This is a genomic window from Luteococcus japonicus (genome assembly GCF_003752415.1).
In the GTDB taxonomy this organism is placed as follows: domain Bacteria; phylum Actinomycetota; class Actinomycetes; order Propionibacteriales; family Propionibacteriaceae; genus Luteococcus; species Luteococcus japonicus.
In genome coordinates, this window is the sequence record NZ_RKHG01000001.1 from 2,204,210 (window position 1) to 2,229,187 (window position 24,978).

At 68.3% G+C, this 24,978-nt stretch carries 25 protein-coding genes and 1 pseudogene; 15 read left to right on the forward strand and 11 right to left on the reverse strand.

Annotated features, from left to right (window positions below; genetic code table 11):
* Positions 1–34: 34 nt before the first annotated feature.
* Positions 35–172, forward strand: coding sequence for a hypothetical protein (locus EDD41_RS16875; RefSeq protein WP_170165327.1), 138 nt, complete (start codon positions 35–37; stop codon positions 170–172).
* 154 nt (positions 173–326) lie between these two features.
* Here EDD41_RS16875 and EDD41_RS10575 read toward each other — a convergent pair whose 3' ends face one another.
* The gene (locus EDD41_RS10575) at positions 327–2,597 is read right to left on the reverse strand and encodes a 6-phosphofructokinase (protein ID WP_281273130.1); all 2,271 of its coding nucleotides are present in this window, start codon (positions 2,595–2,597) and stop codon (positions 327–329) included.
* Positions 2,598–2,805: 208 nt separating this feature from the next.
* Between EDD41_RS10575 and EDD41_RS10580 the strand changes: the two genes are divergently transcribed.
* Entirely contained in the window at positions 2,806–3,303 is a 498-nt protein-coding gene (locus EDD41_RS10580; RefSeq protein ID WP_148060529.1) for a hypothetical protein, read from the forward strand.
* 23 nt (positions 3,304–3,326) lie between these two features.
* Here EDD41_RS10580 and EDD41_RS10585 read toward each other — a convergent pair whose 3' ends face one another.
* Positions 3,327–5,198 carry a Na+/H+ antiporter gene (locus tag EDD41_RS10585; protein ID WP_123575877.1) on the reverse strand — a complete coding sequence of 624 codons (1,872 nt, stop codon included), beginning with the start codon at positions 5,196–5,198 and terminating at the stop codon, positions 3,327–3,329.
* Positions 5,199–5,356: 158 nt separating this feature from the next.
* Entirely contained in the window at positions 5,357–6,856 is a 1,500-nt protein-coding gene (locus tag EDD41_RS10590) for a DASS family sodium-coupled anion symporter (protein ID WP_123575878.1), read from the reverse strand.
* A 647-nt stretch (positions 6,857–7,503) separates the two neighbouring features.
* On the opposite strand from EDD41_RS10590, the gene ttdA reads away from it, so the two are divergent.
* The 3 genes from ttdA (at position 7,504) to EDD41_RS10605 (ending at position 10,300) form a co-directional block, all read left to right on the forward strand.
* Positions 7,504–8,406: a L(+)-tartrate dehydratase subunit alpha gene (gene ttdA / locus EDD41_RS10595; protein WP_123575879.1), complete on the forward strand. Its 903-nt coding sequence runs from the start codon at positions 7,504–7,506 to the stop codon at positions 8,404–8,406.
* A gap of 48 nt (positions 8,407–8,454) precedes the next feature.
* On the forward strand, positions 8,455–9,120 hold the full coding sequence (gene ttdB / locus EDD41_RS10600; protein ID WP_123575880.1) for a L(+)-tartrate dehydratase subunit beta: 666 nt from the start codon (positions 8,455–8,457) through the stop codon (positions 9,118–9,120).
* Positions 9,121–9,187: 67 nt separating this feature from the next.
* Entirely contained in the window at positions 9,188–10,300 is a 1,113-nt protein-coding gene (locus EDD41_RS10605; protein WP_123575881.1) for an AraC family transcriptional regulator, read from the forward strand.
* A gap of 20 nt (positions 10,301–10,320) precedes the next feature.
* Here the strand turns inward: EDD41_RS10605 and EDD41_RS17555 are convergent, their stop codons facing one another.
* Both EDD41_RS17555 and EDD41_RS18185 read right to left on the reverse strand, forming a co-directional pair.
* Entirely contained in the window at positions 10,321–10,902 is a 582-nt protein-coding gene (locus EDD41_RS17555) for an FAD/NAD(P)-binding protein (RefSeq protein WP_245995617.1), read from the reverse strand.
* 568 nt (positions 10,903–11,470) lie between these two features.
* Positions 11,471–11,923 (reverse strand): annotated as a pseudogene (locus tag EDD41_RS18185) (FAD/NAD(P)-binding protein); the annotation flags it as partial.
* A 174-nt stretch (positions 11,924–12,097) separates the two neighbouring features.
* On the opposite strand from EDD41_RS18185, the gene EDD41_RS10615 reads away from it, so the two are divergent.
* From EDD41_RS10615 to EDD41_RS10635, 5 genes are all read left to right on the forward strand, one after another.
* Entirely contained in the window at positions 12,098–12,820 is a 723-nt protein-coding gene (locus EDD41_RS10615) for a PadR family transcriptional regulator (protein WP_148060530.1), read from the forward strand.
* 436 nt (positions 12,821–13,256) lie between these two features.
* Positions 13,257–14,237, forward strand: coding sequence for a transporter substrate-binding domain-containing protein (locus tag EDD41_RS10620; RefSeq protein ID WP_123575883.1), 981 nt, complete (start codon positions 13,257–13,259; stop codon positions 14,235–14,237).
* 1 nt (position 14,238) lies between these two features.
* On the forward strand, positions 14,239–14,898 hold the full coding sequence (locus EDD41_RS10625) for an amino acid ABC transporter permease (protein ID WP_094763466.1): 660 nt from the start codon (positions 14,239–14,241) through the stop codon (positions 14,896–14,898).
* Positions 14,879–15,556 (forward strand): amino acid ABC transporter permease, encoded by a 678-nt coding sequence (locus EDD41_RS10630; protein WP_123575884.1) that lies wholly within the window; start codon positions 14,879–14,881, stop codon positions 15,554–15,556. Before EDD41_RS10625 ends, EDD41_RS10630 begins: the two co-directional genes overlap by 20 nt.
* Complete coding sequence (locus tag EDD41_RS10635; protein ID WP_123575885.1) at positions 15,556–16,308, forward strand: amino acid ABC transporter ATP-binding protein; 753 nt, start codon at positions 15,556–15,558, stop codon at positions 16,306–16,308. Before EDD41_RS10630 ends, EDD41_RS10635 begins: the two co-directional genes overlap by 1 nt.
* A gap of 39 nt (positions 16,309–16,347) precedes the next feature.
* Here the strand turns inward: EDD41_RS10635 and EDD41_RS10640 are convergent, their stop codons facing one another.
* Together EDD41_RS10640 and pdxH are read right to left on the reverse strand one after the other, a co-directional pair.
* The gene (locus EDD41_RS10640; RefSeq protein WP_170165329.1) at positions 16,348–16,776 is read right to left on the reverse strand and encodes an NUDIX domain-containing protein; all 429 of its coding nucleotides are present in this window, start codon (positions 16,774–16,776) and stop codon (positions 16,348–16,350) included.
* Complete coding sequence (gene pdxH, locus EDD41_RS10645) at positions 16,773–17,405, reverse strand: pyridoxamine 5'-phosphate oxidase (RefSeq protein WP_123575887.1); 633 nt, start codon at positions 17,403–17,405, stop codon at positions 16,773–16,775. The genes EDD41_RS10640 and pdxH overlap by 4 nt, the downstream gene beginning before the upstream one ends.
* Positions 17,406–17,583: 178 nt before the next feature.
* Here pdxH and EDD41_RS10650 point away from each other — a divergent pair, with 178 nt between their 5' ends.
* Positions 17,584–18,270, forward strand: a complete 687-nt coding sequence (locus tag EDD41_RS10650) for a GNAT family N-acetyltransferase (protein WP_123575888.1) — start codon at positions 17,584–17,586, stop codon at positions 18,268–18,270.
* Between the two features lie 164 nt (positions 18,271–18,434).
* On the opposite strand, the gene EDD41_RS10655 is transcribed toward EDD41_RS10650, so the two are convergent.
* On the reverse strand, positions 18,435–19,058 hold the full coding sequence (locus tag EDD41_RS10655) for a class I SAM-dependent methyltransferase (RefSeq protein WP_123575889.1): 624 nt from the start codon (positions 19,056–19,058) through the stop codon (positions 18,435–18,437).
* A 93-nt stretch (positions 19,059–19,151) separates the two neighbouring features.
* Between EDD41_RS10655 and EDD41_RS17195 the strand changes: the two genes are divergently transcribed.
* From EDD41_RS17195 to EDD41_RS10675, 4 genes are all read left to right on the forward strand, one after another.
* A complete protein-coding gene (locus EDD41_RS17195; RefSeq protein ID WP_211336634.1) occupies positions 19,152–20,195 on the forward strand; it encodes a hypothetical protein in 1,044 nt (347 codons plus the stop codon).
* Complete coding sequence (locus tag EDD41_RS10665; RefSeq protein WP_148060531.1) at positions 20,137–20,805, forward strand: hypothetical protein; 669 nt, start codon at positions 20,137–20,139, stop codon at positions 20,803–20,805. The genes EDD41_RS17195 and EDD41_RS10665 overlap by 59 nt, the downstream gene beginning before the upstream one ends.
* Before the next feature lie 77 nt (positions 20,806–20,882).
* Complete coding sequence (locus EDD41_RS10670; RefSeq protein WP_123575891.1) at positions 20,883–21,932, forward strand: NAD(P)-dependent alcohol dehydrogenase; 1,050 nt, start codon at positions 20,883–20,885, stop codon at positions 21,930–21,932.
* 225 nt (positions 21,933–22,157) lie between these two features.
* Positions 22,158–23,003: a hypothetical protein gene (locus EDD41_RS10675; protein ID WP_143813829.1), complete on the forward strand. Its 846-nt coding sequence runs from the start codon at positions 22,158–22,160 to the stop codon at positions 23,001–23,003.
* A 4-nt stretch (positions 23,004–23,007) separates the two neighbouring features.
* Here the strand turns inward: EDD41_RS10675 and EDD41_RS10680 are convergent, their stop codons facing one another.
* The 3 genes from EDD41_RS10680 to EDD41_RS10690 form a co-directional block, all read right to left on the reverse strand.
* Positions 23,008–23,391: a VanZ family protein gene (locus tag EDD41_RS10680; RefSeq protein ID WP_123575892.1), complete on the reverse strand. Its 384-nt coding sequence runs from the start codon at positions 23,389–23,391 to the stop codon at positions 23,008–23,010.
* 35 nt (positions 23,392–23,426) lie between these two features.
* Complete coding sequence (locus EDD41_RS10685; protein WP_211336635.1) at positions 23,427–23,912, reverse strand: MarR family winged helix-turn-helix transcriptional regulator; 486 nt, start codon at positions 23,910–23,912, stop codon at positions 23,427–23,429.
* 125 nt (positions 23,913–24,037) lie between these two features.
* Positions 24,038–24,919 carry a D-hexose-6-phosphate mutarotase gene (locus EDD41_RS10690; protein WP_123575894.1) on the reverse strand — a complete coding sequence of 294 codons (882 nt, stop codon included), beginning with the start codon at positions 24,917–24,919 and terminating at the stop codon, positions 24,038–24,040.
* Between the last annotated feature and the right edge of the window lie 59 nt (positions 24,920–24,978).

Sequence of the window (24,978 nt, forward strand, 5' to 3'; positions counted from 1 at the left end):
CTTGGCCGGTGCCGGTGTCGCAACCGTCTTCGGGATGCCGGTCCTTGCCACCGTGTTCGCCGGCAACGAGCTCGATGGGCCCTTCATCACCACCATGGTGGTGATGCAGTGCCTGATGGTGGCCGTCGCGGCGGTCATCGTCGTCATCCTCGGGAAGTCTGGTTCATTCTAGGAAATTCCCTAGAAAGAGTCAGACTGTTCAATCGAGCCCCTTGCTCCGGTCCGCGTGGGTTCGTGTGGTCCGCGTGGGTTGCAACACACGCGGATCGCACGAACCCGAGCGCCTGTGAGGAACCCGAGCGCCTACGGGTCGGCTGGTGCGGCCGTCAGAGCGAGTCGTGCATCGGGGTGGACGGCTCGTAGCTGACGTCGGCGAAGACCTCCTGCAGCTCCATCCACCACTGGTCCAGCGGACGACGGAAGGTCGGATCGACGTGCTCCATCATGTGGGCCAGGGGCTGCTTGGCCACGCGGCCTTCCTGCAGCCCGATGTACCAGGACTTGTTGCTGCGGCCCGTCGTGTCGGCCCACCCCTCGCGGAACAGTTCCAACGCATTCGACGTCAACCGGGTTGCCAGCAGCCGGTCGAAGGGAGTCGGGGCGCCACCCTGCTGGATGTGGCCCAGGATGGTCGAACGTACGTCGAACTCCTCCTTGCCCTCCTCCTCTAGCAGCTTGGCCAGGAATTCGGTGTCGTAGTGCTCGCTGGCGCGCTCGTTGCGGATCGCCAGGAAGAGGCGACGCCCGTTCTCGTAGGACTCGCGCAGCCACTCCATGTCCCGGTACAGGTCACCCAGGCTGATCCCCGTCTCGTGCAGGTAGACGCGCTCGGCGCCCGCCGCCATGCCGCTCATCAGCGCCAGGTAGCCGCAGTAGCGGCCCATCGTCTCCACCACGAAGGCGCGCTTGGTGGCCGAACCCGACATCTTGATCCGGTCTATCGCCTCGACGACCACGTTCAGCGCCGTGTCCGTGCCGATCGCCAGCTCCGAGCCGGGGACATTGTTGTCGATCGTGGCCGGGACGCACACGATGGGGATGTTGAAGGCCGGGTAGCGGTCCTTCTCGGAGTGCAACAGGTACGCCGCCTGGTAGGCATTCCAGCCGCCGATCACCATCAGCGCGTCGACGCCGTGCTCCTCCAGCGAACGGCTGATCGGGTAGAGGTGCTCCACCGACGGGATGGTGCGACGGGTGCCCAGCTCCGCGCCGCCCTCCCCGGTCCAGCCCTCGACATCGTCCCAGGTCATCTCCTCGATCTGCCCGTCGCGCATCCCGACGAAGCCATTGCGCACGCCCAGCATGGTGTGGCCACGGGCAATGCCCAGCCGCACCGCGGCGCGGGCGGCGGTGTTCATGCCCGGTGCCAGGCCCCCCGCATGGACGATCGCGACCCGCTTGGCGCCGGAGCCGGGCTCCACCCGGCCGGGCTCGGCCAGCTCATGGAAGATCTGGCGCATCTCCGTGAAGGAGCCGCCGCGCAGGGCCATCGCCGCGTCGAAGTCGCCGGCGGCGATCAGTTCCGGCACCTTGCGGGTGTCCTGGACGGCCTCCATCAGGTCCGTGCCCGTCACCCGGTTTCCGCGCAGCGCCATCACCATGCCGGGGGAGTCCGGCGTGGCGGCCAGCACCTCCTTCGCGGCCTCGTGCCCCAGCCAGGTGGACGCCCAGCGGTCATAGGCGCTCGGGGTGCCGCCCCGCTGGACATGGCCCAGGATGGTGACGCGGGCGTCCTCGCCCAGCCTTTCCTCCAGGGTGGAGCGGACGTACTCGCTGCTGATCGGGTTGCCGGCTCGGTCCTGCGCACCCTCGGCGACGATCACGATCGAGTCCCGTCGTCCGGCGTCGCGGCCGCGCTTCAGCTCCGCGCACATCTTCTCCTCCCAGCCGTCGGCTGGTGGGTTCTCCGGAATCAGGCAGTAGTCACAGCCGCCGGCCACCGACGCCATCAGGGCCAGGTAGCCGCAGTGGCGGCCCATCACCTCGACGACGAAGCTGCGCTGGTGGCTGGCGGCGGTGCTGGCCAGGTCATCGATGGCGTCGACGATGCGGTGCAGGGCGGTGTCGGCGCCGATGGTCATGTCCGTGCCGACGAGGTCGTTGTCGATGGATCCAACCAGGCCCGCGATCATCAGGGTGGGATGGGCCGCGGCCTGCTCCCGGGTGATCCGTCCGTCGGAGGCCAGTTCCTCGAGAAGGCTCGCCCATTCCTGTCGGAACAGGTCCAGGCCGGACAGGGAGCCGTCCCCGCCGATCACGACGAGGTGGTCGATGCCGTGCTCGATCAGGTTGGCTGCGGCCTTCAGCCGGCCGGCGCGCTCCCGGAACTCCTTGCTGCGGAAGGTGCCGATCAGGGTGCCGCCGCGGTGCATGATCGAACCGACGCTGTCCCAGTCGAACTTCTTGATGCCGTCGCCGCCGTCGATCATTCCCTGGTAGCCCTCGTAGATGGCGTAGGGCTGAGCGCCCAGCCGGATGGCGGTGCGCACGACGGCGCGCACGGCGGCGTTCATGCCCTGGGCGTCACCGCCGGAGGTCAGGATGCCCAGCTTCACCGGGCTCGTTGCGGGGGAGGTGGTCTCGTCAGGAGTGCTCACTCTCCCATTCTTGCTGGTGCTCGTCGTGGGCAGAACGGCAGGTGCCATGAGTTGCCCTGAAATTCGATGACAGGTCAATTTTGGACAGTTGACCAATTGCGATGGAGCGATGTGTTTCTTGGTGCGTTCACGATCCATTGGGGTGCGGATATCGCGCCATCGGGAAGATGATGAGGTTGTCTGAGGAACTATTCGGAATGCACTAGAGATGGCCAGACTGCCCAACAATGGCAATACTGGAGGCCACGACGAGGAAGGCGGCCCGATGAACAAGACCTGGCAGAAGATCGTGGTCCTGGTGCTGGGCTTCGCCCTCACCGTCAGTTTCGCCGCCGGTGCCATCTTCGGTGGCGGCTCATCGGCCAAGGACCCCGCGCCCTACCTGGCCGCCTATGACCAGCAGGCCACCGCCTACTGGCTTTCGGGCAAGAGCAGCTCGTCGGTGCTCGACGCGGCGAACCGACCGGTTCGCCAGGCGTGGCTGGACGGCGATCGGCGGCTGCTCAGCGCCACCGTCACCAGCCGGGCCACCGACGTCAGGGACGAGGACGACCGCCTGGTGGTGGAGGCAGAGGTGACCACCACCCTCCGTTGGCGCGACCGCGAGGCCGAGCCGGTCGATTCGGGAACCGCGGATCCGCACCGGCTGGTCTTCGACGAGGCGACGGGAGAACTGCTGGAGGACAGCTTCGAGCAGGTTCCCTGACCGCGCCCCGGACCTCCCTGACCTCAGTCGCCGCCCGCACCCAGCAGCTCGTCGACATAGCACCAGCGCCACGACTCGCCCGGCTCGATGGAGCGCATCGTCGGGTGTCCGGTCTCCTCGAAGTGCCGGGTGGCGTGCAGGCCCACCGACGAGTCACAGCAGCCGATGTGCCCGCAGGTGAGGCACATCCGCAGGTGCACCGGGTCCGTGCCCTCCAGCTCGCACTGCTCGCAGTAACCCGCCGTCGTCGGTTCCACCGAGCACGGGGACTGCGCCAGGTGGTCGCAGGGCGAGTCCGGCAGGGCCGGGCGAAGGGGCGTCGTGTGCAGGCGGTCCGCCTCGGTCTGCAGCTTGGCCATTCCCGCCTCCTCCACGTCCAGGGCAGCAAGCACCGTGCTGACCACATCGTGCTCCGCGAGGCCCTCGTCGCGGATCCGGAGCACCTCGGCGCGTTCGGCGGCAATGGCGAGGCTGCGCAACCGTCGCCAGCTCTGCGACGGCGTGTCGACGTCGGCCTCCGAGCGTCCCAGACGCTCCCAGATGGCGTTCACCTGTCGCTCGCCCTGCGCCTGCATGCGTTCCAGGGTGTCGCCGTCATGCGGTCCGGCGGCCGCACGCGCCGCCTCCATGCCCGCGGCCATCGCGTGCTGGTGGATCGTGGCCTCCTGGAGTGCGTCCTCGCGGGGATCGGGACCATGGATTCCGATGTTGCGCGCCATCAGCGGCAGGCTGAGCCCCTGGATCAACAGGGTGCCCATGGTCACGGCCAGGGCGATCAGGATCAGCACCGCCCGGTAGGGGGTGTGCTCCGGCAGGGTCAGCGCGGCGGCCAGGGTCACCACACCACGCATACCGGCCCAGGAGATGACGGCTGTCTCGCGCGCCGGGGTCGTCTGCTTCAGCGGGCCGATGTGCACCAGTAGACGGGTGCCGAAGAGCCACACGACGCGCAGCAACATCGTCGTCACCAGCGCAGCCAGGCAGACCAGTGCCACGTGCCACACCGTCAGGTCCGTCCCGCGGGCATTGTTGATGATGCTGCGCACCTGCAGGCCGATCAGCAGGAAGACGGCGTTCTCCAGCAGGAACTGGACGGTGTGCCAGTTCACCCGCTGCGCCAGCCGGGTCTGGCCGGACTGGAGCGCCGGGGAGGCCTCGCCGATCACCAGGCCGGCGACGACCACCGACAGCACGCCCGATCCGTGCAACTCCTCCGCGGGGACGTAGGCGACGAAGGGCACCAGCAGGCTCAGGGCGGTGCTGGTGACGGCGTCGTCGGTGAGCTTGAAGCAGAGGTTGGCCGCCTTGGCGACGGCCAGGCCGACGACCACGGCGACGACCACGGCGCGCAGGAAGTCCAGCAGGACATGCCCCACCGCCACGGAGGCGCCCATGGCCGCGATGGCGGTGCGCAGGGTGACCAGGGCCGTGGCGTCGTTGACCAGGCTCTCACCCTCCAGCACCGCCACCACCCGTCGTGGCAGGCCGATGGAGCGTGCCACCGCCGTGGCCGCCACGGCGTCCGGGGGAGCGACGACGGCGCCGATCGCCAGCGCGGGGGCCCAGTCGATGCCCAGCATCCAGTGCACCACCGCACCCACGCCGGCCGTCGTGAACAGCACCAGGCCGACGCTCAACCAGCCGATGGCCGAGGCATTGCGTCGGAAGTCCACCAGTGAGGTGTTCACCGCGGAGGCGTAGAGCAGCGGGGGCAGGGCCCCGACGAGGATCACCTCGGGGGACAGGCGCGGTTCGTGGACGAAGGGCAGGTAGCTGCCGATCAGCCCCACGACGATCAGCACCAGCGGCGCATTCAGCCCGAAGCGGCGACACGCGGCCGTGACCGCCAGCACGGTCACGAGGAAGGCGGTGATGCCCAGCACGAGGTGTTCCATGCAAGGAATTCTCTCAGGCCTCGCCCGGTGGTCCGGCGCACACTGGCGGCGGCCGACCTGGTCGGGGACCCAGATACTCAGGACAGATCCCAATCCGCTCCCCAGTGCAACTACTGCAGTGGGGAGCGGATTGGGATCTGTCCCCGATCAGGCGCGCATCACCAGACACCGATGATGTTCCACCACAGGGGGCCGACCAGCAACCAGACCAGCATGTGCATCACACCCAGCACCAGGCCATTGCGCCACCAGGCACCCATCTCCACGTATCCGGCTCCGAAGTAGAGCGGGGCCGGGCCGTTGCCGTAGTGGGTCAGGCAACCCATCAGCGTCGGGATGGCGCCCAGGAAGGCCAGCAGGGGGATGCCGGGCAGCCCCAGCGACAGACCGACGCCCAGGAAGACGGCGAACATCGACGCTGTGTGCGCGGTACCGCTGACAAACAGGTAGTGGGACAGGGCGTAGACCGTCGTCAGCACCGCGAAGGCCACAATCTGGTTCAGGCCACCCATGTGCCCGCCCACCTGCTTGCCGAACCATCCGATGAAACCGAGCTTGTTCAGGTAGGTGCCCATCATCACCAGGGCTGCGAACCAGGTCAGGGTGTCCCAGGCGGCCTTCTCTCCCTTCATCTGCTCCCACGTCAGGGCACCCGACAACAGCAGCACGCCCAGGCCCAGCAGCGCGACCGTGGTGGCATTCATCAGGTCGTCGCCCATCACCCACAAGGTGATCATGAAGGCGAAGACACCTAGGGTCACCCACTCATTGCGGCTGACTCGGCCCAGGCGCCTCAGCTCGGCGGCTGCCATCGCGGGAGCCTCCGGGGTCTTCTTCAGCTCTGGCGGGTAGATGACATAGAGCACGATCGGCACCAGGATGGCGCCCACCAGGCCGGGCAGGGCGGTGGCCTTCAACCAGCCACCCCAGTCCGCGTGCACGCCCAGGTCGGAGGCCAGCTTCGCGGCCATGGCATTCGGGGCGGCTCCGGTGAAGAAGATGACCGAGACCGCGAGGTTCAGGTTGTAACAGGCCAGCGCCAGGTAGGCACCGATCCGACGGTGGGTCGTCGGATCCTCCGTGTGGGAGCCCGAGGTCTCCGCGATCGCCTTGAAAACGGGGTAGATGTAGCCGGACCGGGCGGTGTTGGAGGGGATGGCCGGTGAGGTGAGCAGGTCCGCCAGCCCCAGCCCGTAGGCCAGGCCCAGGGTGCTTCGGCCGAAGACCCGGACGAAGAGGTAGGCCAACCGCTCACCGAGCCCCGACGCAATGACGGCGCGGGCGGCGAAGAAGGCAGAGACGATCAGCCAGATGGTGCCGTTGCTGAAGCCGGACAGGGCATTGGCGATGGCGTCCTTCGGGTCGCCCGGGGCGACGACACGGGTGGCCGCGCACAGGGCCATGGCCATCACCGACAAGGTCCCCATCGGGGCGGCCTTGGTGATGATCGCCACGATGGTGGCCAGGAAGATGGCGAACAGGTGCCAGGCCGGTGCGTCCAACCCCGACGGTGCGGGCACGAACCACAGCACGACGCCGATCAGCACGGAGATGGCCATCCACACCGGTTGTACCTCGGGCCCGAGCAGGCCTCGACTGGGTGATGGAGTGCGGGGCGCACTCTGTGCGCTCGCCGCATTCGTCGTCTGGGTCGTCATGGCAGTGGCCGCCTCTCCTGCTGGGGTCGACAACCGTGTCAACCCGCCTATGGGTCAGCTTTTCGCCGGCGGGGGCGGTTGGTCTGTGCCGATCTGCAGGAGCTCTTGCCGGGGCACGACGGCCGCGCAGCTCCCGGACACGGCCGCCGCGTGGGTCCCCAGCGCAAGAATCACCCGTCGCGGACTGCGGCTGGACAAGCAGTGACACCGCTTCGTCCTGATCCAGCGCGCGTGGAAGGGCTGGGCAATCGCCCATTCGAATCCTTCGGTCCGTGGCCGTCCACGGGAACCGACCTCGGCCTTGCCTGGGGGCGGATGCCGCGCCGCACGGGAGGGACCGTGGGGAAAGACGGTGGCGGATTCCCGTGGACGGCTCTTCGAAGGGGGTGCTTCTGTAGCCGCATCGGAACCGGCCCCGTGGACGAGATCGATCATGAGGAGACTGTGACTAGGGGAAACCGTGGTCTCGGGGGAGGATGCTTCTCCAGCCGGCCCGAAGATTTCGTCCGCCCCTCGGTGCGGCCACTGTGGGCGACGCGGAAGGCGGAGTGCCCAAGATCCGCACAGACCGTCACGTCCCGGACGGAAAGAGTTGGCTCCAGAGCACAGCACATTCCCACAAGACCTGAGAACAAGGAGGTGCCGCGATGACGCAGCAACTGGTTGGTCTGGACAAGATCACCGACACCGTGGCGAAGTTCACCGCCCTCGTCAGCCGTCGACTGCCCGACGACGTGACCAACCGGCTCACCACGCTGGCCACCGAGGAGCGTCAACCGATGGCGCTGATGATCTACGACACGATGAAGAAGAACCAAGAGCTGGCCGGAGAGCTCAAGCGCCCCAGCTGTCAGGACACCGGACTGGTGCAGATCTTCGTGCAGGTCGGTTCGCACTTCCCCTACATCGACGGTCTGTCCGAGGCACTCAAGGAGGCCATCGGGGAGGCCACGCGGATTGCCCCCCTGCGCCACAACACCGTCGAGACCTTCGACGAGTACAACACCGGAACCAATGTCGGCTCCAAGTCGCCCTGGCTGTACTGGGACGTCGCCGAGGGTCGTGATGACCTGCAGCTGCATGTCTACCTCGCCGGCGGCGGCTGCTCGCTGCCCGGTCAGGGGCGCACCCTGATGCCCGGTGAGGGCTATGAGGCAGCCGTGAAGTTCGTGATGGATGTGATGACCTCCTACGGGCTCAATGCCTGCCCGCCGCTGCTGGTGGGCGTGGGGATCGGCAGCTCCATCGACGCCGCGGCCTTCATGAGCAAGCTGGCCCTGATGCGGCCCGTGCACTCGCACAGCGTCAACGAGGTGGCCGCCCAATTGGAGGTGGACCTGGAAGAGGCCATCAACTCGATCGGCCTCGGGCCACAGGGCCTCGGCGGAACCAAGTCCGTCATGGGCGTCAACATCGAGAACTCCGCTCGCCACCCCTCCGTGCTGTCCGCGGCCGTCAACACCGGCTGCTGGTCCCACCGTCGCGGCACCATCCGCTTCGACAAGGACCTCAACTACGAACTCCTCACCCACGAGGGCGTCGAGCTCTGAGCGGCACCGCCGCCGACACGACCCACACCACCAGCTTGGAGAGCAGAGATGAGCACTGACGCCACCATCGACCAGCCCACCAGTGATGCCGGCACCGGACGCCGGATCACCCTGACCACCCCGATCAGCCGCGAAGACCTGGAAGGCATCAAGGTCGGCGACGTGATCTTCCTGGACGGTCACATCACCACCTGCCGCGACGTTGCCCACCGTCGCCTGATCGAGTACGGGCGTGAACTGCCCGTCGACGTGCGCGACGGCGCGATCCTGCACGCCGGCCCCATCATCCGGAAGGTGGAGGGCGAGGACGACAAGTTCGAGGTCGTCTCCGTAGGGCCCACCACCTCCAGCCGGATGGAGAAGTTCGAGTACGAGTTCATCAGGCACACTGGTGTCCGGCTGATCGTCGGCAAGGGCGGAATGGGCGCAGGGACCGAGGCCGGCTGCAAGGAGTTCGGCGCGCTGCACTGCGTCTTCCCTGCGGGCAATGCCGTGATCGCGGCCACCGAGGTTGAGGAGGTGGAGGGTGCCGAATGGCGGGACTTGGGCATGCCGGAGACCCTGTGGACCTTCCGGGTCAAGCAGTTCGGGCCACTGATCGTGTCCATCGACGCCGAGGGCAACAACATCTTCGAGCAGAACAAGGTGGCCTACAACCAGCGCAAGGACGAGGCGCTGGAAAAGCTGTACGAGAAGGTGCGCTACATCAAGTGAGTGGCGCCCGTGCGTGGCCCGTCATCCCCAAGGGTGGCGGGCCGCTGCCTGTTCCTAGGATGGCTCCATGACGAAGGAGCCCCAGCTGGCGACGGCCGTCGCGGCCCGCGATGAGTACCACCTGCGCATCGAGCGCCCCCAGCGCGGCATCCGGTTGAGCCAGTATGTCTACGAGATCGGCTCCTACCACTACAACTGGCACTCCGAACTGGAGCTGCTGGTGGCGCTGCGCGGTGAGATGGAGGTGGCGGCCGGCGGCAGCATCACCAGCCTGCAGCCCGGCGACGTGGTGTCCATCAACTCCGGCATCAGCCACGCCACTCTCAGCCAAGGCGACGGAAGTCTGGCGCTCCTGTTAAAGCTGGACCTGTGCTGGTTCGCGGACCTGTTCGAGGACCACAGCCGGGTGCGATTCGACATCGCCTCCGACGAGGAGACTCGAGGATTGCCGGTCTTCGTCGAGATCCGGGCGCTGATGGCCAGGATGATGCTCGACGGCACGGACACCAGCCCCGCCGACCTGGTGCGCCATGAACGGCTGCTTGCCCAGCTGCTGGACCTGCTGGTAAGCCACTTCCCGCCCCACCTGGAAGGTCACGTCGCCGTGCAGGGCAATGAGTCGCGCAACCGCGCCATTGACCAGCTGCTGGCCTACATAGACCGGCACTACGCGGAACGGATCACGCTGGAGAGGCTGGGCGCGGAGAGCGGCTACAACCCGAGCTATGTCTCGCAGCTGTTCACTCGGCACCTGGGTGTGTCCACGCTGGACTACATCACGCGTGTCCGCCTGCGGCAGGCTGCCCGCGACCTGTGCGACCCGGCCATGAAGGTGGTGGATGTGGCCGCCAGCAACGGCTTTGCCGACGTCAAGGCCTTCAACGTCGCCTTCCGCAAGAGCTTCGGCAAGTCCCCGACGCAGTACCGGGCCCAGCTGACGGAGCAGAGCCTGGCCGTCGATGCCCGCTTCAAGCAGATTTTTGCGCGGCGTGATGACCGGGAGCTCGCCGAACTGCTGCGCCGGTGGGCAGCGCCACTCGAGGAGGAGGCGGGTGGCCTGGCTGTGCCCGCGCTGCCCACCGACGAGGCCCGGCGGCTGCTGTCCGACGCGCGTCACCTGGTGGACGGGCTGCAGGGCCTGGAGGCCCGGCTGGGGCAGGTGGCCTCGGGGCTCGCCTGAGGACCGGCCTCTGTCCCGGATCAGGCGCGCGTGGTACCGGCCAGCCGTTCGGCCCACAGACGGCCTTCGGGGTGCAGGCTGCGGCCCAGGGTGTCATTGCCGATCACCAGGTCCTCGGTGCTGCGGCCCAGGGCGCTCAAGCCGGGGGTGGGTCTCCCGTCGGCGCCGACACACTGGGCGGAGCGGGTGACCTCCAGAGCGCGCAGGCCCTCGGCATGGCGCACCAGGCCCTGCCGGGCCAGGGCGTCCAGCAGGGGGGTGTGGGCATGTGCCACGCCGGGTGGGCTGAGCACGGCGTCGACGATCACGTCGGGTTGCGGGGCTCCGTCGGGAAGGTCGACGAGCCGGTCCGTGACGTGGGCGCGGGACTCCAGCCAGGACAGGTCCACGACGCCGCGTTCGCACAGGTCCGCCAGCCGGATGGCCTGCCGCAGGACGGGGCCGAAGGTGAACTTTCCCAGCACGGCCTGGGCATTCAGGAAGCGCCTCCAGGCGGCCGGGTCCGGGCGCGGATCCGCATAGGACAGGCGTTCGGCGACGGTGGGGAAGAGGGCGCTCCAGGCGCGGGCCAGCATCCAGGCCGGGCCTGGGCGTTCGGCCATCTCGGCCACGGCGATGGAGCGGTGCAGGGCGGCAAGGGCCCGGGGGGGCCTGTTGCAGGTCCGGCTCCCATCCGGTGCGCAGGGTGACGGTCACGTCGCGCCTCGCCTCGTCCGGAATACGTCCCCCCAGCACCAGCAGCTCGACGGCGGCCTGCTGCACCGTGGCGATGACCCCGTCGGGATCCGACGGCATGGTGCGTGACAGCACGTCCATCAGGTGCGCCTCGTCGGGCATCAGCGCGTGGAAGGGGCCGGGCTTGGCGTGCGGGAGTTGCCCGGAGCAGGCAATCGGGAGGATCGTGGCCGGCCGGTCCGCCTCGTCCCGGCCTTCGGTCAGGGCCAGCGTGACGTCGAGGAAGGTGAGTCCCGCGCCGTGTACGGCGACGATGCTGCCGGGCGGAACCCGGTCCACGGTCAGCATGGTCGTCACGGGATAGGGGGCCTCGACAAGCCGGGTGGGCTGGTCCGGCTGCCAGCGGTGCACCAGCCGGGCATCGTGGTCCGGGGCGTGGCCGGTGGCCAGCAGCACCTCGTCGACCAGTTGCGGCAATTCGGCGCCCACCAGCCATCCCTGGTCGGTCGGTGTGAGGTGACGCACGGCCGACGCGTGGTGCACGATCCGCACTCCCCGTGGTGCCTCGCGGGCCAGCCGTTCGCGGGCCTGGTTGAGGTACAGCCCCACCATGGCGCGGGGGATGTCGTCGGAGGGGCCGAGGCCACGGTCCCGCAGCCAGTCGACGAAGGGTTCCAGCGGCGGAAGGTGCAGGATGTCCGGCCGCACATTGATCCGCTGGTGCTCCGGCTGGTCCGCGGCATAGCCGGCCCCGGCGCCCGGCGGTCGTGGGTCGTAGCAGTGCACCTCGAGGGGGTCGGGTCCCTGCCAGGCATGCACAAGGTCGGCCAGCGCGAACAGGCCCTTGGGGCCTTGCCCGATCACGGCCACGCGCATCTGGTCCCCCACTTCGGCTTCCGTCCGGCTGTGGCGAGGGGCCCCGGCCGGTCGAGATGATTGTCTGTTCATCCATCATGCAGCACGTCACGCCGTGGAGCGGGTGCGCCGCCCGGGCGCGACGAAAGTCGGTCCTTGGATCGGGGAATATCTTCCGCTATTATTTCGATATAACGATGACAGGTCGGAACAAAGCAGACCTGCATCACCAAGAACTGCATCACCAAGAAACAAGGAGAACCAACCATGAAGAAGTTCATGAACCCCAGTCAGTACGGTCCCGGCGAGCAAGAGCCGGGCAACGGATTCACCGGCCGCGCCGGACGAGGTCATCACGGCCACCCTCATCGTGGTGGCCCTCATCCCCAGGGCGGCCATCCGCAGGGCGAGGGCTGTGGTCCTCGCGGTGGCGGACCGATGGGTGGTCCTGGCTCGGCCTTCGGCCCCGGTTTCGCGGGCCCGATGGGCGAGGGTCGTGGCCCCCGCGGGGGTCGCGGCGGACGTCGTGGCCCCGGCCGCGGCCGCAAGGGCGACGTGCGCAATGCCGTGCTCGCCCTGCTCGCCGAGGCGCCCGCCAATGGCTACAGCCTGATCAACCAGATCTCGGACCGCTCCAATGGTCTGTGGCGCCCCAGCGCCGGATCGATCTACCCCGCCCTGGGCCTGCTCACCGACGAGGGCCTGATCGCTCCCGTCGAGGCCGACGGCAAGAAGCTCTTCGAGCTCACCGATGCCGGCCGGGCCCACGTGGCCGAGCACGCAGAGGAACTGGACGAGCCCTGGGCGAAGGTGGCCGAACCCCACCGCGGCTTCCTCGACGTGCGTGGTGACATGCGCCAGCTCGGGATGGCCGTCGAGCAGGTCGTCGTCGCCGGCGATGCGGACCAGCTGGAGGCGGCGCGCAAGATCCTGGAGCGCGCCCGCAAGGACGTCTACCGGCTGCTGGCCGGTGATGCCCCGGCCGAGTGAACCGGCCGTGGGTGCCCGCATGACGAAGACCCACCACGGGACCAGCCACCGCGCAGCAGGGCGTGGCAGGGGCAACCGATCCACCGGATGCCCCTGATCACACCGGCTGCGCGGTGTCGTCTGCCCCAGGGGCAGTGCTGGACGCGGTGGCGGTGGACCGTGGGGCCGGTGCTAGCGTTGGGGCATGTCGTTGAAGCGTCACATGATGCAGCACACCCCGTACGCCATGGGCGTGCGGGCCGGCTGTCGTTGACCCACGACCTTCCCGGGTCCGCACCGCGTTGACCCGGCCGGGAGCCTGACTCCCAACCTCCTGCACATCGGGCACCGCCCGTTCCCCGTCGGCCCTCGTCGGGCCGGCTGCTCCCCGCATGCCCACGGCGCATCTGCGGCGTCGGCGTGCACCCGTGATTCCCACACCCGCGAAGGATTCGTCATGTCCACACCCGTTCCGCCCACCAATGATCCCCAGGACCGCGAGATCGACGACGTCGTCAACGCCCACTCCCGCCGCCGTCCCGGGTGGGTCATCCCGGCCGCAGTGCTCGCCGTCCTGGCGCTGCTCGCGGCGCTGCTCTTCGGCCTGACCGGCCGGAGCGAGACGACCGACGTCGATGCCGCCGCTCCGGCCGGCACCGGCCCCGACGCCCAGGCTGCCGCCGGGACCGCCCGCACCCTGGACCAGATCAAGGCCGACGGCACCATCAAGATCGGCGTCTTCAGCGACAAGGCGCCCTTCGGGTCCGTCGACGCGAACGGCACGTACGTCGGCTACGACATCGTCTATGCCGAGCGGATCGCCAAGGACCTCGGCGTGAAGCTCGAACTGGTGCCCGTCGAGGCCGCCAGCCGCGTCGAATTCCTCACCAGCGCCAAGGTGGACGCCATCCTGGCCAACTTCACCGTCACCCCGGAGCGAGCCGCCAAGGTGGACTTCGCCAAGCCCTACATGAAGGTCTCGCTGGGCGCCGTCAGCCCCACCGGAGCGAAGATCACCGACATCAAGCAGCTGCAGGGCAAGAAGACCATCGTCGTGAAGGGCACCACGGCGGAGACCTACCTGACCAAGGAACACCCGGAGCTGGAGCTGCTCAGTTTCGAGCAGTACACCGAGGCCACCAATGCCCTGCTCGACGGCCGCGGTGCCGCCTGGGTGACCGACAACACCGAGGCGCTGGCCTTCAGCCTGCAGAACGACGGCAAGTTCACCACCGGCATCACCACCCTGGGCCCCACCGACACCATCGCCGCCGCCGTGCAGAAGGGCAACACCAGCCTGCGCACCTGGCTCGACGAGGAACTGGTCACCCTGGGCAAGGAGAACTTCTTCCACACCGCCTTCGACAAGACCCTGAAGCCCGCCTACGGTGACGCTGCCAAGGCCGACGACCTCGTCGTCGAGGGTGGCAAGGCCTGACGTGGACCCCGAGGTCCTGACCCGCTACCTGCCGCTCTACGGCCAGGCCGCACTGGTCACCCTGCAGATCTCCCTGCTGGGCACCGTGTTGGCGCTGGCCGTGGGGCTGGCGGGGGCCCTGCTGCGGCACGCGCGCACCCCCGTGCTCTCGCAGCTGGTGGCCGCCTATGTGGAGGTGGCCCGCAACACCCCGCTGATCGTGCAGCTCTTCTTCATCTACTTCGGGTTGCCCAAGGCGGGCCTCGTGCTCTCGGCGACGACCAGCGCGGTGCTGGGCCTGGGCTTCCTGGGCGGCGCCTACATGACCGAGGCCTTGCGCAGCGGGCTGGAGTCCGTCGGCCGGATCCAGTTCGAGTCCGCCACCAGCCTGGGCATGCGGCCGGTGCAGGTGATGCGTCGCGTCGTCGTCCCGCAGGCCCTGTCCCGCTGCATGCCGGCGCTGGTGGCCAATGTGGTCTTCCTGGTCAAGGAGACCAGCGTGGTCAGCGTCGTCGCCCTGCCAGACCTGGTCTTTCGCGCCAAGGAACTGATTGGCCGCGAGTACAACACCCCGGAGGCGCTGGCCCTGCTGGTGGCCTTCTACCTGCTGATCCTGTTGCCCGTCTCGCTGCTGGGACGCTGGCTGGAAGGGAGGTTGCGCCATGCCGAGTTCGGGAATTGAGGTGCTCTTCGACGGGCACAACTTCCTGCGCCTGCTGCAGGGGCTGTGGGTGACGGTCAGCATCGCCCTGTCCGCGATGGCCATCTCCGTCGTGCTGGGAACCCTGCTGGGCATCGTGATGACCAGCCGCAACCGGGCCGTGCAGCTGCTGACCCGGCTCTACCTGGAGTTCGTGCGGATCATGCCGCAGCTGGTGCTGCTCTTCGTCGTCTACTTCAGCCTGTCCACCAGCGCGGGAATCAACCTGGGCGGCCGCACCGCGGCCGTGATCGTCTTCGTCATCTGGGGCACCGCGGAGATGGGGGACCTGGTGCGCGGCGCCATCGGGTCCATCCCCCGCCACCAGCGCGACAGCGCCCTGGCCCTGGGCCTGACCAGCTCCCAGGCCATGCGACGGGTCATCCTGCCGCAGACCATGCGACGGCTCTTGCCGTTGGCGATGAACCTCACCGCACGGATGGTGATGACCACCTCCCTGGTGGTGCTGATCGGCGTTGTCGAGGTGCTCAAGACCGGCCAGCAGATCATCGACGCCAACCGCTTCACCCATCCCGACGCAGCCCTGTGGGTCTACGGCGCCATCTTCGCGCTGTACTTCCTGGCCTGCTGGCCGCTGTCCCTGTTGTCCCGCCATCTCGAGAAGAAGTGGAAGAACTGATGACCGACCGCACTCCCGTGCTGCGGGTACAGGACCTGCGCAAGACCTATCCCAACGGCGTCACCGCCCTCGACGGGGTCAGCGTGGACGTCGCGAAGGGGGAGGTGGTGGTCGTCGTCGGCCCCTCCGGCTGCGGCAAGTCCACCCTGCTGCGCACCCTCAACGGCCTGGAGGACACCCAGGGCGGCAGCATCCACGTCGACGGGGTGCCCGTCCCCAGCAAGGAACTCCCGTGGCACCGGGCCCGTCAGCGGATCGGGATGGTCTTCCAGAGCTATGAGCTCTTCGGGCACCTCAACGTGATGGACAACCTGCTGCTGGGCCCCACCGTCGTACGCGGCGAGGGCCGCACGGCGGCTGCCCGACGTGCCGCGGAACTGCTGAAGCGCGTCGGTCTGCTGGACCGGGCAAGTGCCTTCCCGCGGCAGCTGTCCGGAGGCCAGAAGCAGCGGGTGGCCATCGTGCGGGCCCTGATGATGCAGCCGGAGGTGCTGCTGCTCGACGAGGTCACTGCCTCGCTGGACCCGGAGATGGTGCGCGAGGTGCTGGACGTCGTCGCCGAACTGGCGCGCGACGGGATGACGATGGTGATCGTCACCCACGAGATGGGCTTCGCCCGGGCCATCGCGGACCGGGTGGTCTTCATGGACCACGGGCGGATCGTGGAGAGTGACGCTCCGCTGGCCTTCTTCACCGCCCCGAAGACGGAGCGGGCACGCCACTTCCTGAACATCTTCGAGTACGAGATCTGACGTGCGTGCCCGGCCACGGGAGGCAGGCCGGGGCCGGTGTCAGCGGGCGGCGCGCCGGATGATCTTCGCGGCCTCCTTCGGGTGGACCTCGTACTCGTCGAGTTCGTCCAGCCCGATCCACACCGGCTCGTAGCGGTTCTCGTCGTTGGCGCGGCCCTTCTCCGGCCCGTCGCCCAGCCGCACCTCGCCGCCGGTGCGGGTGACGCGGTAGAAGAACTGGGTGCGGCCCTCTTCGCGGAAGTCGTCGAGCAGGTCACCCACCTGGACGGTGAGGTTGACCTCCTCCATCACCTCCCGGGCGCAGGCCTGCTCGGGGCTCTCTGCCTGCTCCACCTTGCCGCCGGGCACCACGTAGTACTCGTCGTCGGGCTTCGTGTGCTTGATCAGCAGCACCTTGCCCTCTTCCACCAGTACGGCGGCGGCGCGGTCGGCCACCCCGTCGGCCGCCTTGTCGTCGTGCCGGCTCACGGGGCGAGCCTGTCGCGGTGCCAGCCGCCGTCCACCCGGGTGTAGCGCAAGCGGTCGTGCAGGCGGGAGGTGCGGCCCTGCCAGAACTCCCAGCAATCGGGGTCCAGCCGGTAGCCGCCCCAGTTGTCCGGGCGGGGCGGATGGATGCCGTGCTTGGCGGAGATCTTGGCGGCATTGGCCACCAGTACGCCGCGGTTGGGGATCACCTGGCTCTGCGGGGAGGCCCAGGCGCCGATCCGGGAGTCCACCGGCCGGACGTTGAAGTACTCGTCGGACTCCTCGGGGCTGACCCTGGTCACCATCCCCTCGATCCGCACCACGCGTTCCAGCTGCGGCCAGTGGAACTGCAGCGCGGCCAGCGGATTGGCCTGGAGCTCGCGGCCCTTGCGGGAGTCGTAGTTGGTGTAGAAGACGATCCCGGCCCCGTCGAAGCTCTTCATCAGCACGATCCGGGTGGACGGGCGGCCGTCGGGCCCCACCGTGGCCAGGGTCATGGCATTGGGGTCCAGGTTGTCGGTCTTGCGGGCCTGCTCGAACCAGGTCTGGAACTGGCCCACGGGCTCAACCGAGGAGTTCGCCTCCTCCAGTGCCTCGCCCTGGTAGTCGCGTCGCATTCCACGGATGTCCATGCCCCGATCCTGCCACCAACGCCATCCGGGCGCTGGGGTGGCCGTCGCGATCGAGCGATTTCCGCACCCCAGTGCACTGTGAACGTGTCAAAGACCCGTCAGCGCTCGATCGAGAAGATGGGTCATGTGTCCAACTTCGGGTTCGGCTGCGGAATCCCCCGCGGGCTAGGTTGGCGGCATGGACATGGAGACCCGCAACCGCACGCTCTACCGCGAGATCCTGGCCCCCACCTTCCCGCCCGACGAGCTGGTCACCGAGGAGGACTTCGTCGCCCAGTTGACTGACGGGAGCCTGCTGATGCACGTCGAGACCGGCCCCGACGGCCAGCCCGTCGCGCTCGCCGTCGCCGAGCGCTTTCCCGGCGACGTGCTGCTGCTGTCCTGGTTGGCCGTGCATCCGCAGGCTCGGGCCGGTGGCCTGGGCCGCCGCACCCTCACCCACGCCCTGGACCGCTGGCAGGCCGAGCTCGAGCCCCGGATGGTTCTGGGTGAGGTGGAGCACCCGCTGAGCATCCCCGCCCACGAGGACCACGGCGACCCCGCCGCCCGGCTGCGCTTCTACCGCCGCTTCGGGGTGCGGGCCCTGCCCGTCGCGCACGTCCAACCGTCGCTGCGCCCGGAAGGCAGGCCGGTGGAGAACCTGATGCTGTGCGTCTTCCGGGACCACGGTCTTCCGCCCGGTGACGAGGTGGAGACTGCCCCGGTGCGTCGCTTCCTGGCCGACTACCTGGACGCTCTTCCCACCCGCCGCGACGCGCTGCTGTCCTCGATCCGGACCGACCTGCTGCCCACCATCGCGCTGGATGCCGCCGTGGACCAGTTGCCCAACCAGCCAGCGAGTCCGCCCCAATCCTTGGGTGACTGACACTTCAGCCCAGCAACTGCACCATCGCCTGGCGGCCATGGCTGGGGGTCTCGCTGGGCGTCTGCCTGCTCGTGGTGATGTGTGCGCCGCTGGTGAGCGTCGTCGGCTATGAGGCCCTGGGCCACCAGCACCGGGCCGAGGCCCTGCAGCGCCAGACCTGACCCTCAGCGAGCCCTGCGACGGGCGCGCACCACCACGTCCTGCGCGTGGTGGGCGCCCTGGCCGGTGGCGACGTGCCGGTCCCGCAGCTCGTCGGTGACCAGATCCCAGCCGTCGCGTCCGCGCACCGCGGCGGCGATGTCGGCGGGGAAGAGCAGCTCGACCTCCTGGGCCGCGTCGTGCTCCTCCATTCCGGCATGGTGCACGAAGAGCAGGTGTCCGCCGGGCGCCACGAGGCCGAAGAGCTTGTCCAGCGCGGAGCCACCGTCGGCCGGAAGCACCGGGTACATGGCGCTGACCAGCTCGAATCCACCGGCCGGCAGCGTCGCGTCGGAGAAGGCCGCGGCGAGGCCCGTGACGGCCACTCCGGCGGCCTGGGCCGCGGTCAGGGTGCGCTCCACGGCGCGTGCCGAGATGTCCAGCGAGGTGACCTGCCATCCGCGGGAGGCCAGCCAGACCGAGTCGGCCCCCTCACCGCAGCCGATGTCCAGGGCACGCCCGGCCGGAAGTGCCGCGGCCTCGTCCACCAGGGCCTGGTTGGGATTCCCGCTCCACATCGGCTCCCCGGAATAGCGCTCGTCCCACTCGGCGGCGGTGGTGGGGTGGTGCGGAGCGTGGTCCTGGTGCATTGCTTCATCCTACGAGCCGAGCGAGATTCCACCGGCCGCGAACACCGGCCCCGCCGGCTTGGCCACCGCGCCCGGAGCTGATCGGGTGGAGTCATGCTCGAAGCCGTCGCGAAGACCGCAGAAGGAAAGCGCCTGGCCCAGTCGGCCAGCCAGGACTCGGCCTGGCGCCGCTGGGGGCCCTATGTGTCCTCGCGACAGTGGGGCACGGTGCGGGAGGACTACTCGGCGGACGGGGCCGCGTGGGCGGACTTCCCCTTCGACCAGGCCCACACCCGCGCGTACCGCTGGGGCGAGGACGGCTTGGCCGGGATCTGTGACCGCTACGGCTTCCTCAACCTGGCCGTCGCCCTGTGGAATGGGCACGATGACCGGCTCAAGGAGCGCCTGTTCGGCCTGACGGGTCCGGAGGGCAACCACGGCGAGGACGTCAAGGAGTACTACTGGCACCTGGACGCCACGCCCACCCACTTGTGGGCGCAGTTCCTCTACCGCTACCCGCAGGCAGCCTTCCCCTACCAGCAGCTGCGCGAGGCCAACCGCGAGCGCGGCTACGAGGTGGACGAGTACGAGCTGACGGACTCCGGCGTGCTGGACGGCAATGGCGGCGCACATGATCTGCCGTCGTGCCAGCGAGTCCGGGGACAAGGGCCCGCGGTCCGCGGCGGTCAGCACACCCGCGGAGAATCCCCAACCGGGGTCCGCGCCGCAGGAGTGAGCGGGAGCGTCGACCCTCCCCGCGGGGCGAAGGTGTGGTTGAGGGTGGTGGGGTCCGCATTTGGAGAAGCTGCGGGTCACCTGAGAAACTCTCATGTACACCCCCTCTGGATGGAGTTCCGTGATCGCTCGACTTCCGCGTGTCGCGGCCGCAATCGCTGGCCTCGCGACGATGGCGGCCACCCTGGCGCCCACCGCGGCGGACGGTATCACTTCGTCGAGCACCGTCCAGGCTCCACGGGTGGCTGCCCAGCCCGTCCGCCCCGTGAAGGCCACCGGCCCGTCGGCCGCGGACCCGGTGCTCGGGATCCCCAAGCCCTGCAAGCCGCAGCACGCCTGGCCGGCCGGTGCGCGCCCGGCCGAGGTGAAGCGCCAGCTGGCCGCCAACACGGGCATCCAGCTGGTGGGTGCCGGCTGGGATGACCCGAAGAATGCCCCGATGGTCAAGATCATCTGGGAGACCCTCGAGGCACTGGACTGCACCAGCTACCTCGACGTGGTGAAGAAGAGCAATCCAGGTTTCGCGATCAATGCCGCCCACATCAGCGGCTGGGCCTTCGGCGACTGGGGTCTGACCAGGCCCAATGCCGTCACCCTCGACGTCTACAAGTGGCACGAGCCCTACAAGGCCGGTGACCGCGGGCGCCTGGTGCGCCTGGTGGTGCACGAGATCGGCCATGCCTGGAGCCAGACCCCACAGGCGAAGCGGGCCTATGACCGCTTCGGCCAGCTCTACGCCCGCACCGGCAACTTCAGCGACTACGGCCGCGGCAGCGTCAACGAGAACTTCAGCGAGGTCGTCGGCTACTACGTCGCCCGGTGTGCCGCCGGAAATCCCTATGCCCGGGCGGTGCGCAACAAGGGACAGTTCGACGCCTACTACCGGCTGGTCCGGGACGAGGTCTTCGCGGGACGCGAGTTCGGCCCGGCCGTCGGCCAGACCCCCAACTGCTCGCTGGCGCCCACCAGGCCGCGGCAGCTGGCGCAGTCCGTCGGGGCCCGTCGGGTGCTCAAGGAGAAGCTCGACCACTGAGCGGCCGGTGGCTCGGCGGCTTGTCCTGGCGCGTCACAATGGATGGGAAAGCACCCCCTTTCCCAAGGAGCACAGCCATGCCAGAAGTCCTCGCCTACGCCACCGATGACAAGTCCTGTCAGTTCCACAAGACCACCATCACCCGTCGTGAGCCCGGTGCCACCGAGGTCTTCTTCGAGGTGAAGTACGCCGGCATCTGCCACTCGGACATCCACACCGCGCGTGAGGAGTGGGGTCCGGTCACCTTCCCGCTGGTTCCCGGCCACGAGCTGGCCGGCATCGTCACCCAGGTGGGTTCCGAGGTCACCAAGTTCGCCGTCGGCGACAAGGTGGGCGTCGGCTGCTTCGTCGACTCGTGCGGTGAGTGCGAGTTCTGCCAGCAGGGCCAGGAGCAGTTCTGCACCAGCACCGAGAAGCCCGTCGTGATGACCTATGCCTCCACCGGACGCGACGGCCTGCCGACCGCCGGCGGCTACAGCCAGGGCATCACCGTCGAGCAGGACTACGTGTGCCGCATTCCCGACGAGATCCCCTTCGAGGCCGCCGCCCCGCTGCTGTGCGCCGGCATCACCACCTACTCGCCGCTGAAGCGTTGGGGCGCGGGCCCCGGCAAGAAGGTCGCCGTGGTGGGCATGGGTGGCCTGGGCCACATGGGTGTGCAGATCGCCGCCGCGATGGGTGCCGAGGTCAGTGTCATCAGCCAGACCATGAGCAAGGAGGCCGACGGCAAGAAGTTCGGAGCCAGCCACTACTACGCCACCAGCGAGGAGGGCACGCTGGACAAGCTGCGCGGCACCTTCGACATGGTGCTGTCCACCATCTCCGCGGGCTATGACGTCGACGCCCTGCTGGGCACCCTCAAGGTGGGTGGTGCGCTGGTGAACGTCGGTGCCCCGGAGAAGCCGGTGGATGTCGCCGTGTTCAGCCTGATCGTCGGCAACAAGATCTTCGCCGGCTCGAACATCGGTGGCATCGCCGAGACCCAGGAGATGCTCGACTTCTGCGCCGAGCACGGCATCGCGCCGCAGGTGGAGATCATCGGCGGTGAGGACATCACCGAGGCCTACGACAAGGTCGTGGCCTCCAAGGTGCGCTACCGGTACGTGATCGACACCTCCACCTTCTGATCCTGCCCCGTCCAGACGTGGTGACATGACTGGTGCCCGCACTCCGGCTTGGGAGTGCGGGCACCAGTGCTCTGTCGGGTCAGATGGAGGAGGCGCTCTTCTCGCCGTCTGCCCTGCGGACCCAGTCGCCGTCCACCATGGGGTGGCGGCACGATGAGCACCATGTCCGAAGACGACGAAGCCCCGAGCGGGCCCTGACAGACGCATGACGCCCGGCTCGCCTCCTTGCTCACCCTCATGATGACCGGGGTGGTTGTCGTCCACAGCTGTCTGTCCACGTTTGGGCAGGTCAACTATCCCTTCTCGCCGGTGGGGCACGCACTGTCCGTGATCTTGTCGATCATTGCCGGAGCGCTCTACCTGCGTATCGACCGGCAGACCTGGGATGGGGAGACAAGCCATCTCTGGCTCGCAAGGGTGGCCTTGCTCATCTGCTGCCTGCTCCTGCTGGTGGGCATCATCGGGTCGCCGATGATCTTCATGGCGGCGGTGGCCCTGTACCTCGGGCAGGAAGGGGGGTGGCAACGGTGGGTGGCCCTCGGAACCGGGATCCTCTGCATCCTCGGCTTTCTCCTTCTGTCGCTGTACTTCCTCGACTACTGGCCCGACCGGGTGGCCCTTGCGATCATGATCTGGTTTCCCGGGCTGATCCTGTACGTGCTCTCCCGCCTGAGGGCTCGTCGTGGCGATCTGCCTCGGCTGCACGAGCGTGCTGTCCGCGCTGTGCCTGGCCTTTCTCACAACGCATGGTCTGGGCCTGGATGCCGCCCTCCGTGTGTGGTTCAACTGTCTCCTGTTGACCTGCTTCGTGACGCCGCTCGTCTCCTGGGCCACGACCAGGGTGGGAACCTCAGTAGCCGGAGCCCCCAGTATTTTCGGGATCATCGTCGGCATCCTGATCGGCGGGACTGGCCTGATCGATCGGCTCTGGCCCGTCGCGCCGTGGCCTTGGGGAATGCTCCTCCGCGGCCTGCCCGTTCTCGGCGCAGCCACGGCGTCCCTCACCATGGGGCTGATCGCCACCCGATGTCTGGCCGCAGCAGTGTGCGGCTGGCCCTGGCCGACAACTGATCGCTCAGTGGCACCGGCGCCCCAAACGCGGGGTGGTCCACGCGGCCAGCGCAATCCCGAGGCAGTCTGCGGCGACGTCGAGGGGGGAGCCACTGCGGCCGGGAACCAGCTGCCACTGGATGAACTCGCTGGCCACCGCATGAGCCACGCTGAGGCCCACCACCCCGGCGCGCTGTACGCCGGCCAGCAGGAAGAGTCCGGCGACACCGCCGAACATGCACAGGTGCACCAGCTTGTCGGACAGCGCGAAACTGACCGGAGTGGGCGGCCGGGTGCTGTAGAGCAACCAGATCTGCAGGGCCAGAGCGGCGAGGGCGAGGGTCAGCCAGACGGGTCGCACCGTGCGGGGGCGTGCGGGCATGGAGAGGGGCGGCTGGCTGGACGTCATCCTTCCAGTCTGCCGCCCTTGCCCTGAGGGAGAGCTCAGCGCTTCTGCGCCTTGCGGACCTCTTCGGTGTGCGCATGGATGGCCGTGCTGATTCCGGACAGCAGGGCGATGGTGCGCTCGGCCTCCTCCGGGGTGACGTCCTTCGTCGCCTCGCGCAGCACGGTGTACAGCGGGTCGAAGAAGGCATCGACGGCGTTGACGCCCTTCTTGGAGGTGGACAGCAGCACCTTGCGGCGGTCCTGCGGATCCGTCTCGCGGGTCACGTGGCCGGACTGGAAGAGGCGCTCCACCAGATAGGTGACGGCGCCACTGCTCAGGTTCAGGCAGGAGGCCAGCTCGCCGGCCGTCAGGCTGCGCTTCTCGAACTCGGCGACGCGGATCAGGAGCAGCGCCCGGAAGTCGGTCAGGTAGATGCCCCGTTCCTCCGCGTAGGCATGGCTGAGGTGCTCACTGGCGCCGCACAGGCGTCGCAGCTCACGGGTGAGCTGCAGGACATGGGGGCTGGATTCTGGGAGCTGCACCAGACAAGGCTAGCGACGCAAGTGATGAGAGAACGACTCGGCGCCGTGTTTAGCTTCATTCAACTGTTCAGTTCCTGAAGAGTGCCCATCCGCCAGTGGTGCAAAATCACCTGGGTCTGAGAAGTTCAGTGGTTGTCGAAATCTTCCGACGTGATGCGCACCTGCATCGTGTGGCTCTCGCCGGGTGCCAGGTAAATGCTCTCGGCAAGGCAATTTGCCGTCTCGACGCAGCACATTTCCGGCCATTCCTCCGCGCCGAAATCGGGCATGGCGGCAGCCTTGTCCGTCCATGGATTCCAGATCACGGTGTTGGCGGAACCCGTCTTCTCCACCCTGAGGCGGCGTGGGTGAACCGGGTCCGTGATATAGGCGGTCTTCGTGGAAAGGTAGACCCGATCCGTTTCACTGGTGAAATGCACCGCCCCCTGCTGCACCTTCTGTTGGTCGTCGAGCTTGTCCAGGTAGCTGTCCTGGTCCAGCCCGTCGATGCTGACCTTGCGGGCATCACCGACCGACAGGTAGGTGTGCAGGGCCTCCTCGTAGTCGAAGGGCTGCGTACCGGCCGTGACGGTCAGGCTGACCGTGAGGGCATGACCCATGGTGACGTCGAGGCGAGCCGTGAAGTCCTCCGCGTCATGCTGGTCACCACTCAACCCGAGGGCGAGCCGCGCCTCGCCGGTCTCATCGGCCTCGGCCTCCAACAGGGTCCACGGGGTGATCCGAGCGAACCCGTGGGCCGGCGTCAGGTCGCCCGCACGGCCCGGCCCGAACCACGGGAAGCAGATCGGGATGCCGCCACGGACTGCCTTGCCGGTCTGGAAATTGGAGTGCTTGCTCATCCACAGCACCGGGTCGGCGCCGGCCGGGGTCCACTCGGCGACGTGCGCGCCGTTGGCGTAGACCAGGACGGTACCCAGGGCGGTCTCGATCCGGAAGGCATCCAGACCGTTCTCGGTGACGGCGGTGATGCCCTGGGGCAGGTGGTCGGCGCTCTGCTCGATGCTCATGCCTCGAAACTACCCGCCTCCCGTGCTCTGGGGAGGGTCGCCGGGAGTTGCCTTGGTTC

Excerpts from the sequence above, each read along its gene's own strand:
- EDD41_RS16875 (WP_170165327.1), top strand. The coding sequence starts at position 35 with ATGCCGGTCCTTGCCACCGTGTTCGCCGGCAACGAGCTCGATGGGCCC.
- EDD41_RS10655 (WP_123575889.1), bottom strand. The coding sequence starts at position 19,058 with ATGCACCAGGACCACGCTCCGCACCACCCCACCACCGCCGCCGAGTGG.
- EDD41_RS10585 (WP_123575877.1), bottom strand. The coding sequence starts at position 5,198 with ATGGAACACCTCGTGCTGGGCATCACCGCCTTCCTCGTGACCGTGCTG.
- EDD41_RS10605 (WP_123575881.1), top strand. The coding sequence starts at position 9,188 with ATGACGAAGGAGCCCCAGCTGGCGACGGCCGTCGCGGCCCGCGATGAG.
- EDD41_RS10615 (WP_148060530.1), top strand. The coding sequence starts at position 12,098 with ATGAAGAAGTTCATGAACCCCAGTCAGTACGGTCCCGGCGAGCAAGAG.
- EDD41_RS17555 (WP_245995617.1), bottom strand. The coding sequence starts at position 10,902 with ATGGCCGAACGCCCAGGCCCGGCCTGGATGCTGGCCCGCGCCTGGAGC.
- EDD41_RS10650 (WP_123575888.1), top strand. The coding sequence starts at position 17,584 with ATGGACATGGAGACCCGCAACCGCACGCTCTACCGCGAGATCCTGGCC.
- EDD41_RS10680 (WP_123575892.1), bottom strand. The coding sequence starts at position 23,391 with ATGACGTCCAGCCAGCCGCCCCTCTCCATGCCCGCACGCCCCCGCACG.
- pdxH (WP_123575887.1), bottom strand. The coding sequence starts at position 17,405 with ATGGACATCCGTGGAATGCGACGCGACTACCAGGGCGAGGCACTGGAG.
- EDD41_RS10620 (WP_123575883.1), top strand. The coding sequence starts at position 13,257 with ATGTCCACACCCGTTCCGCCCACCAATGATCCCCAGGACCGCGAGATC.
- EDD41_RS17195 (WP_211336634.1), top strand. The coding sequence starts at position 19,152 with ATGCTCGAAGCCGTCGCGAAGACCGCAGAAGGAAAGCGCCTGGCCCAG.
- EDD41_RS10630 (WP_123575884.1), top strand. The coding sequence starts at position 14,879 with ATGCCGAGTTCGGGAATTGAGGTGCTCTTCGACGGGCACAACTTCCTG.
- EDD41_RS10580 (WP_148060529.1), top strand. The coding sequence starts at position 2,806 with ATGGCCAGACTGCCCAACAATGGCAATACTGGAGGCCACGACGAGGAA.
- EDD41_RS10690 (WP_123575894.1), bottom strand. The coding sequence starts at position 24,919 with ATGAGCATCGAGCAGAGCGCCGACCACCTGCCCCAGGGCATCACCGCC.
- ttdB (WP_123575880.1), top strand. The coding sequence starts at position 8,455 with ATGAGCACTGACGCCACCATCGACCAGCCCACCAGTGATGCCGGCACC.
- EDD41_RS10670 (WP_123575891.1), top strand. The coding sequence starts at position 20,883 with ATGCCAGAAGTCCTCGCCTACGCCACCGATGACAAGTCCTGTCAGTTC.
- ttdA (WP_123575879.1), top strand. The coding sequence starts at position 7,504 with ATGACGCAGCAACTGGTTGGTCTGGACAAGATCACCGACACCGTGGCG.
- EDD41_RS10590 (WP_123575878.1), bottom strand. The coding sequence starts at position 6,856 with ATGACGACCCAGACGACGAATGCGGCGAGCGCACAGAGTGCGCCCCGC.
- EDD41_RS10635 (WP_123575885.1), top strand. The coding sequence starts at position 15,556 with ATGACCGACCGCACTCCCGTGCTGCGGGTACAGGACCTGCGCAAGACC.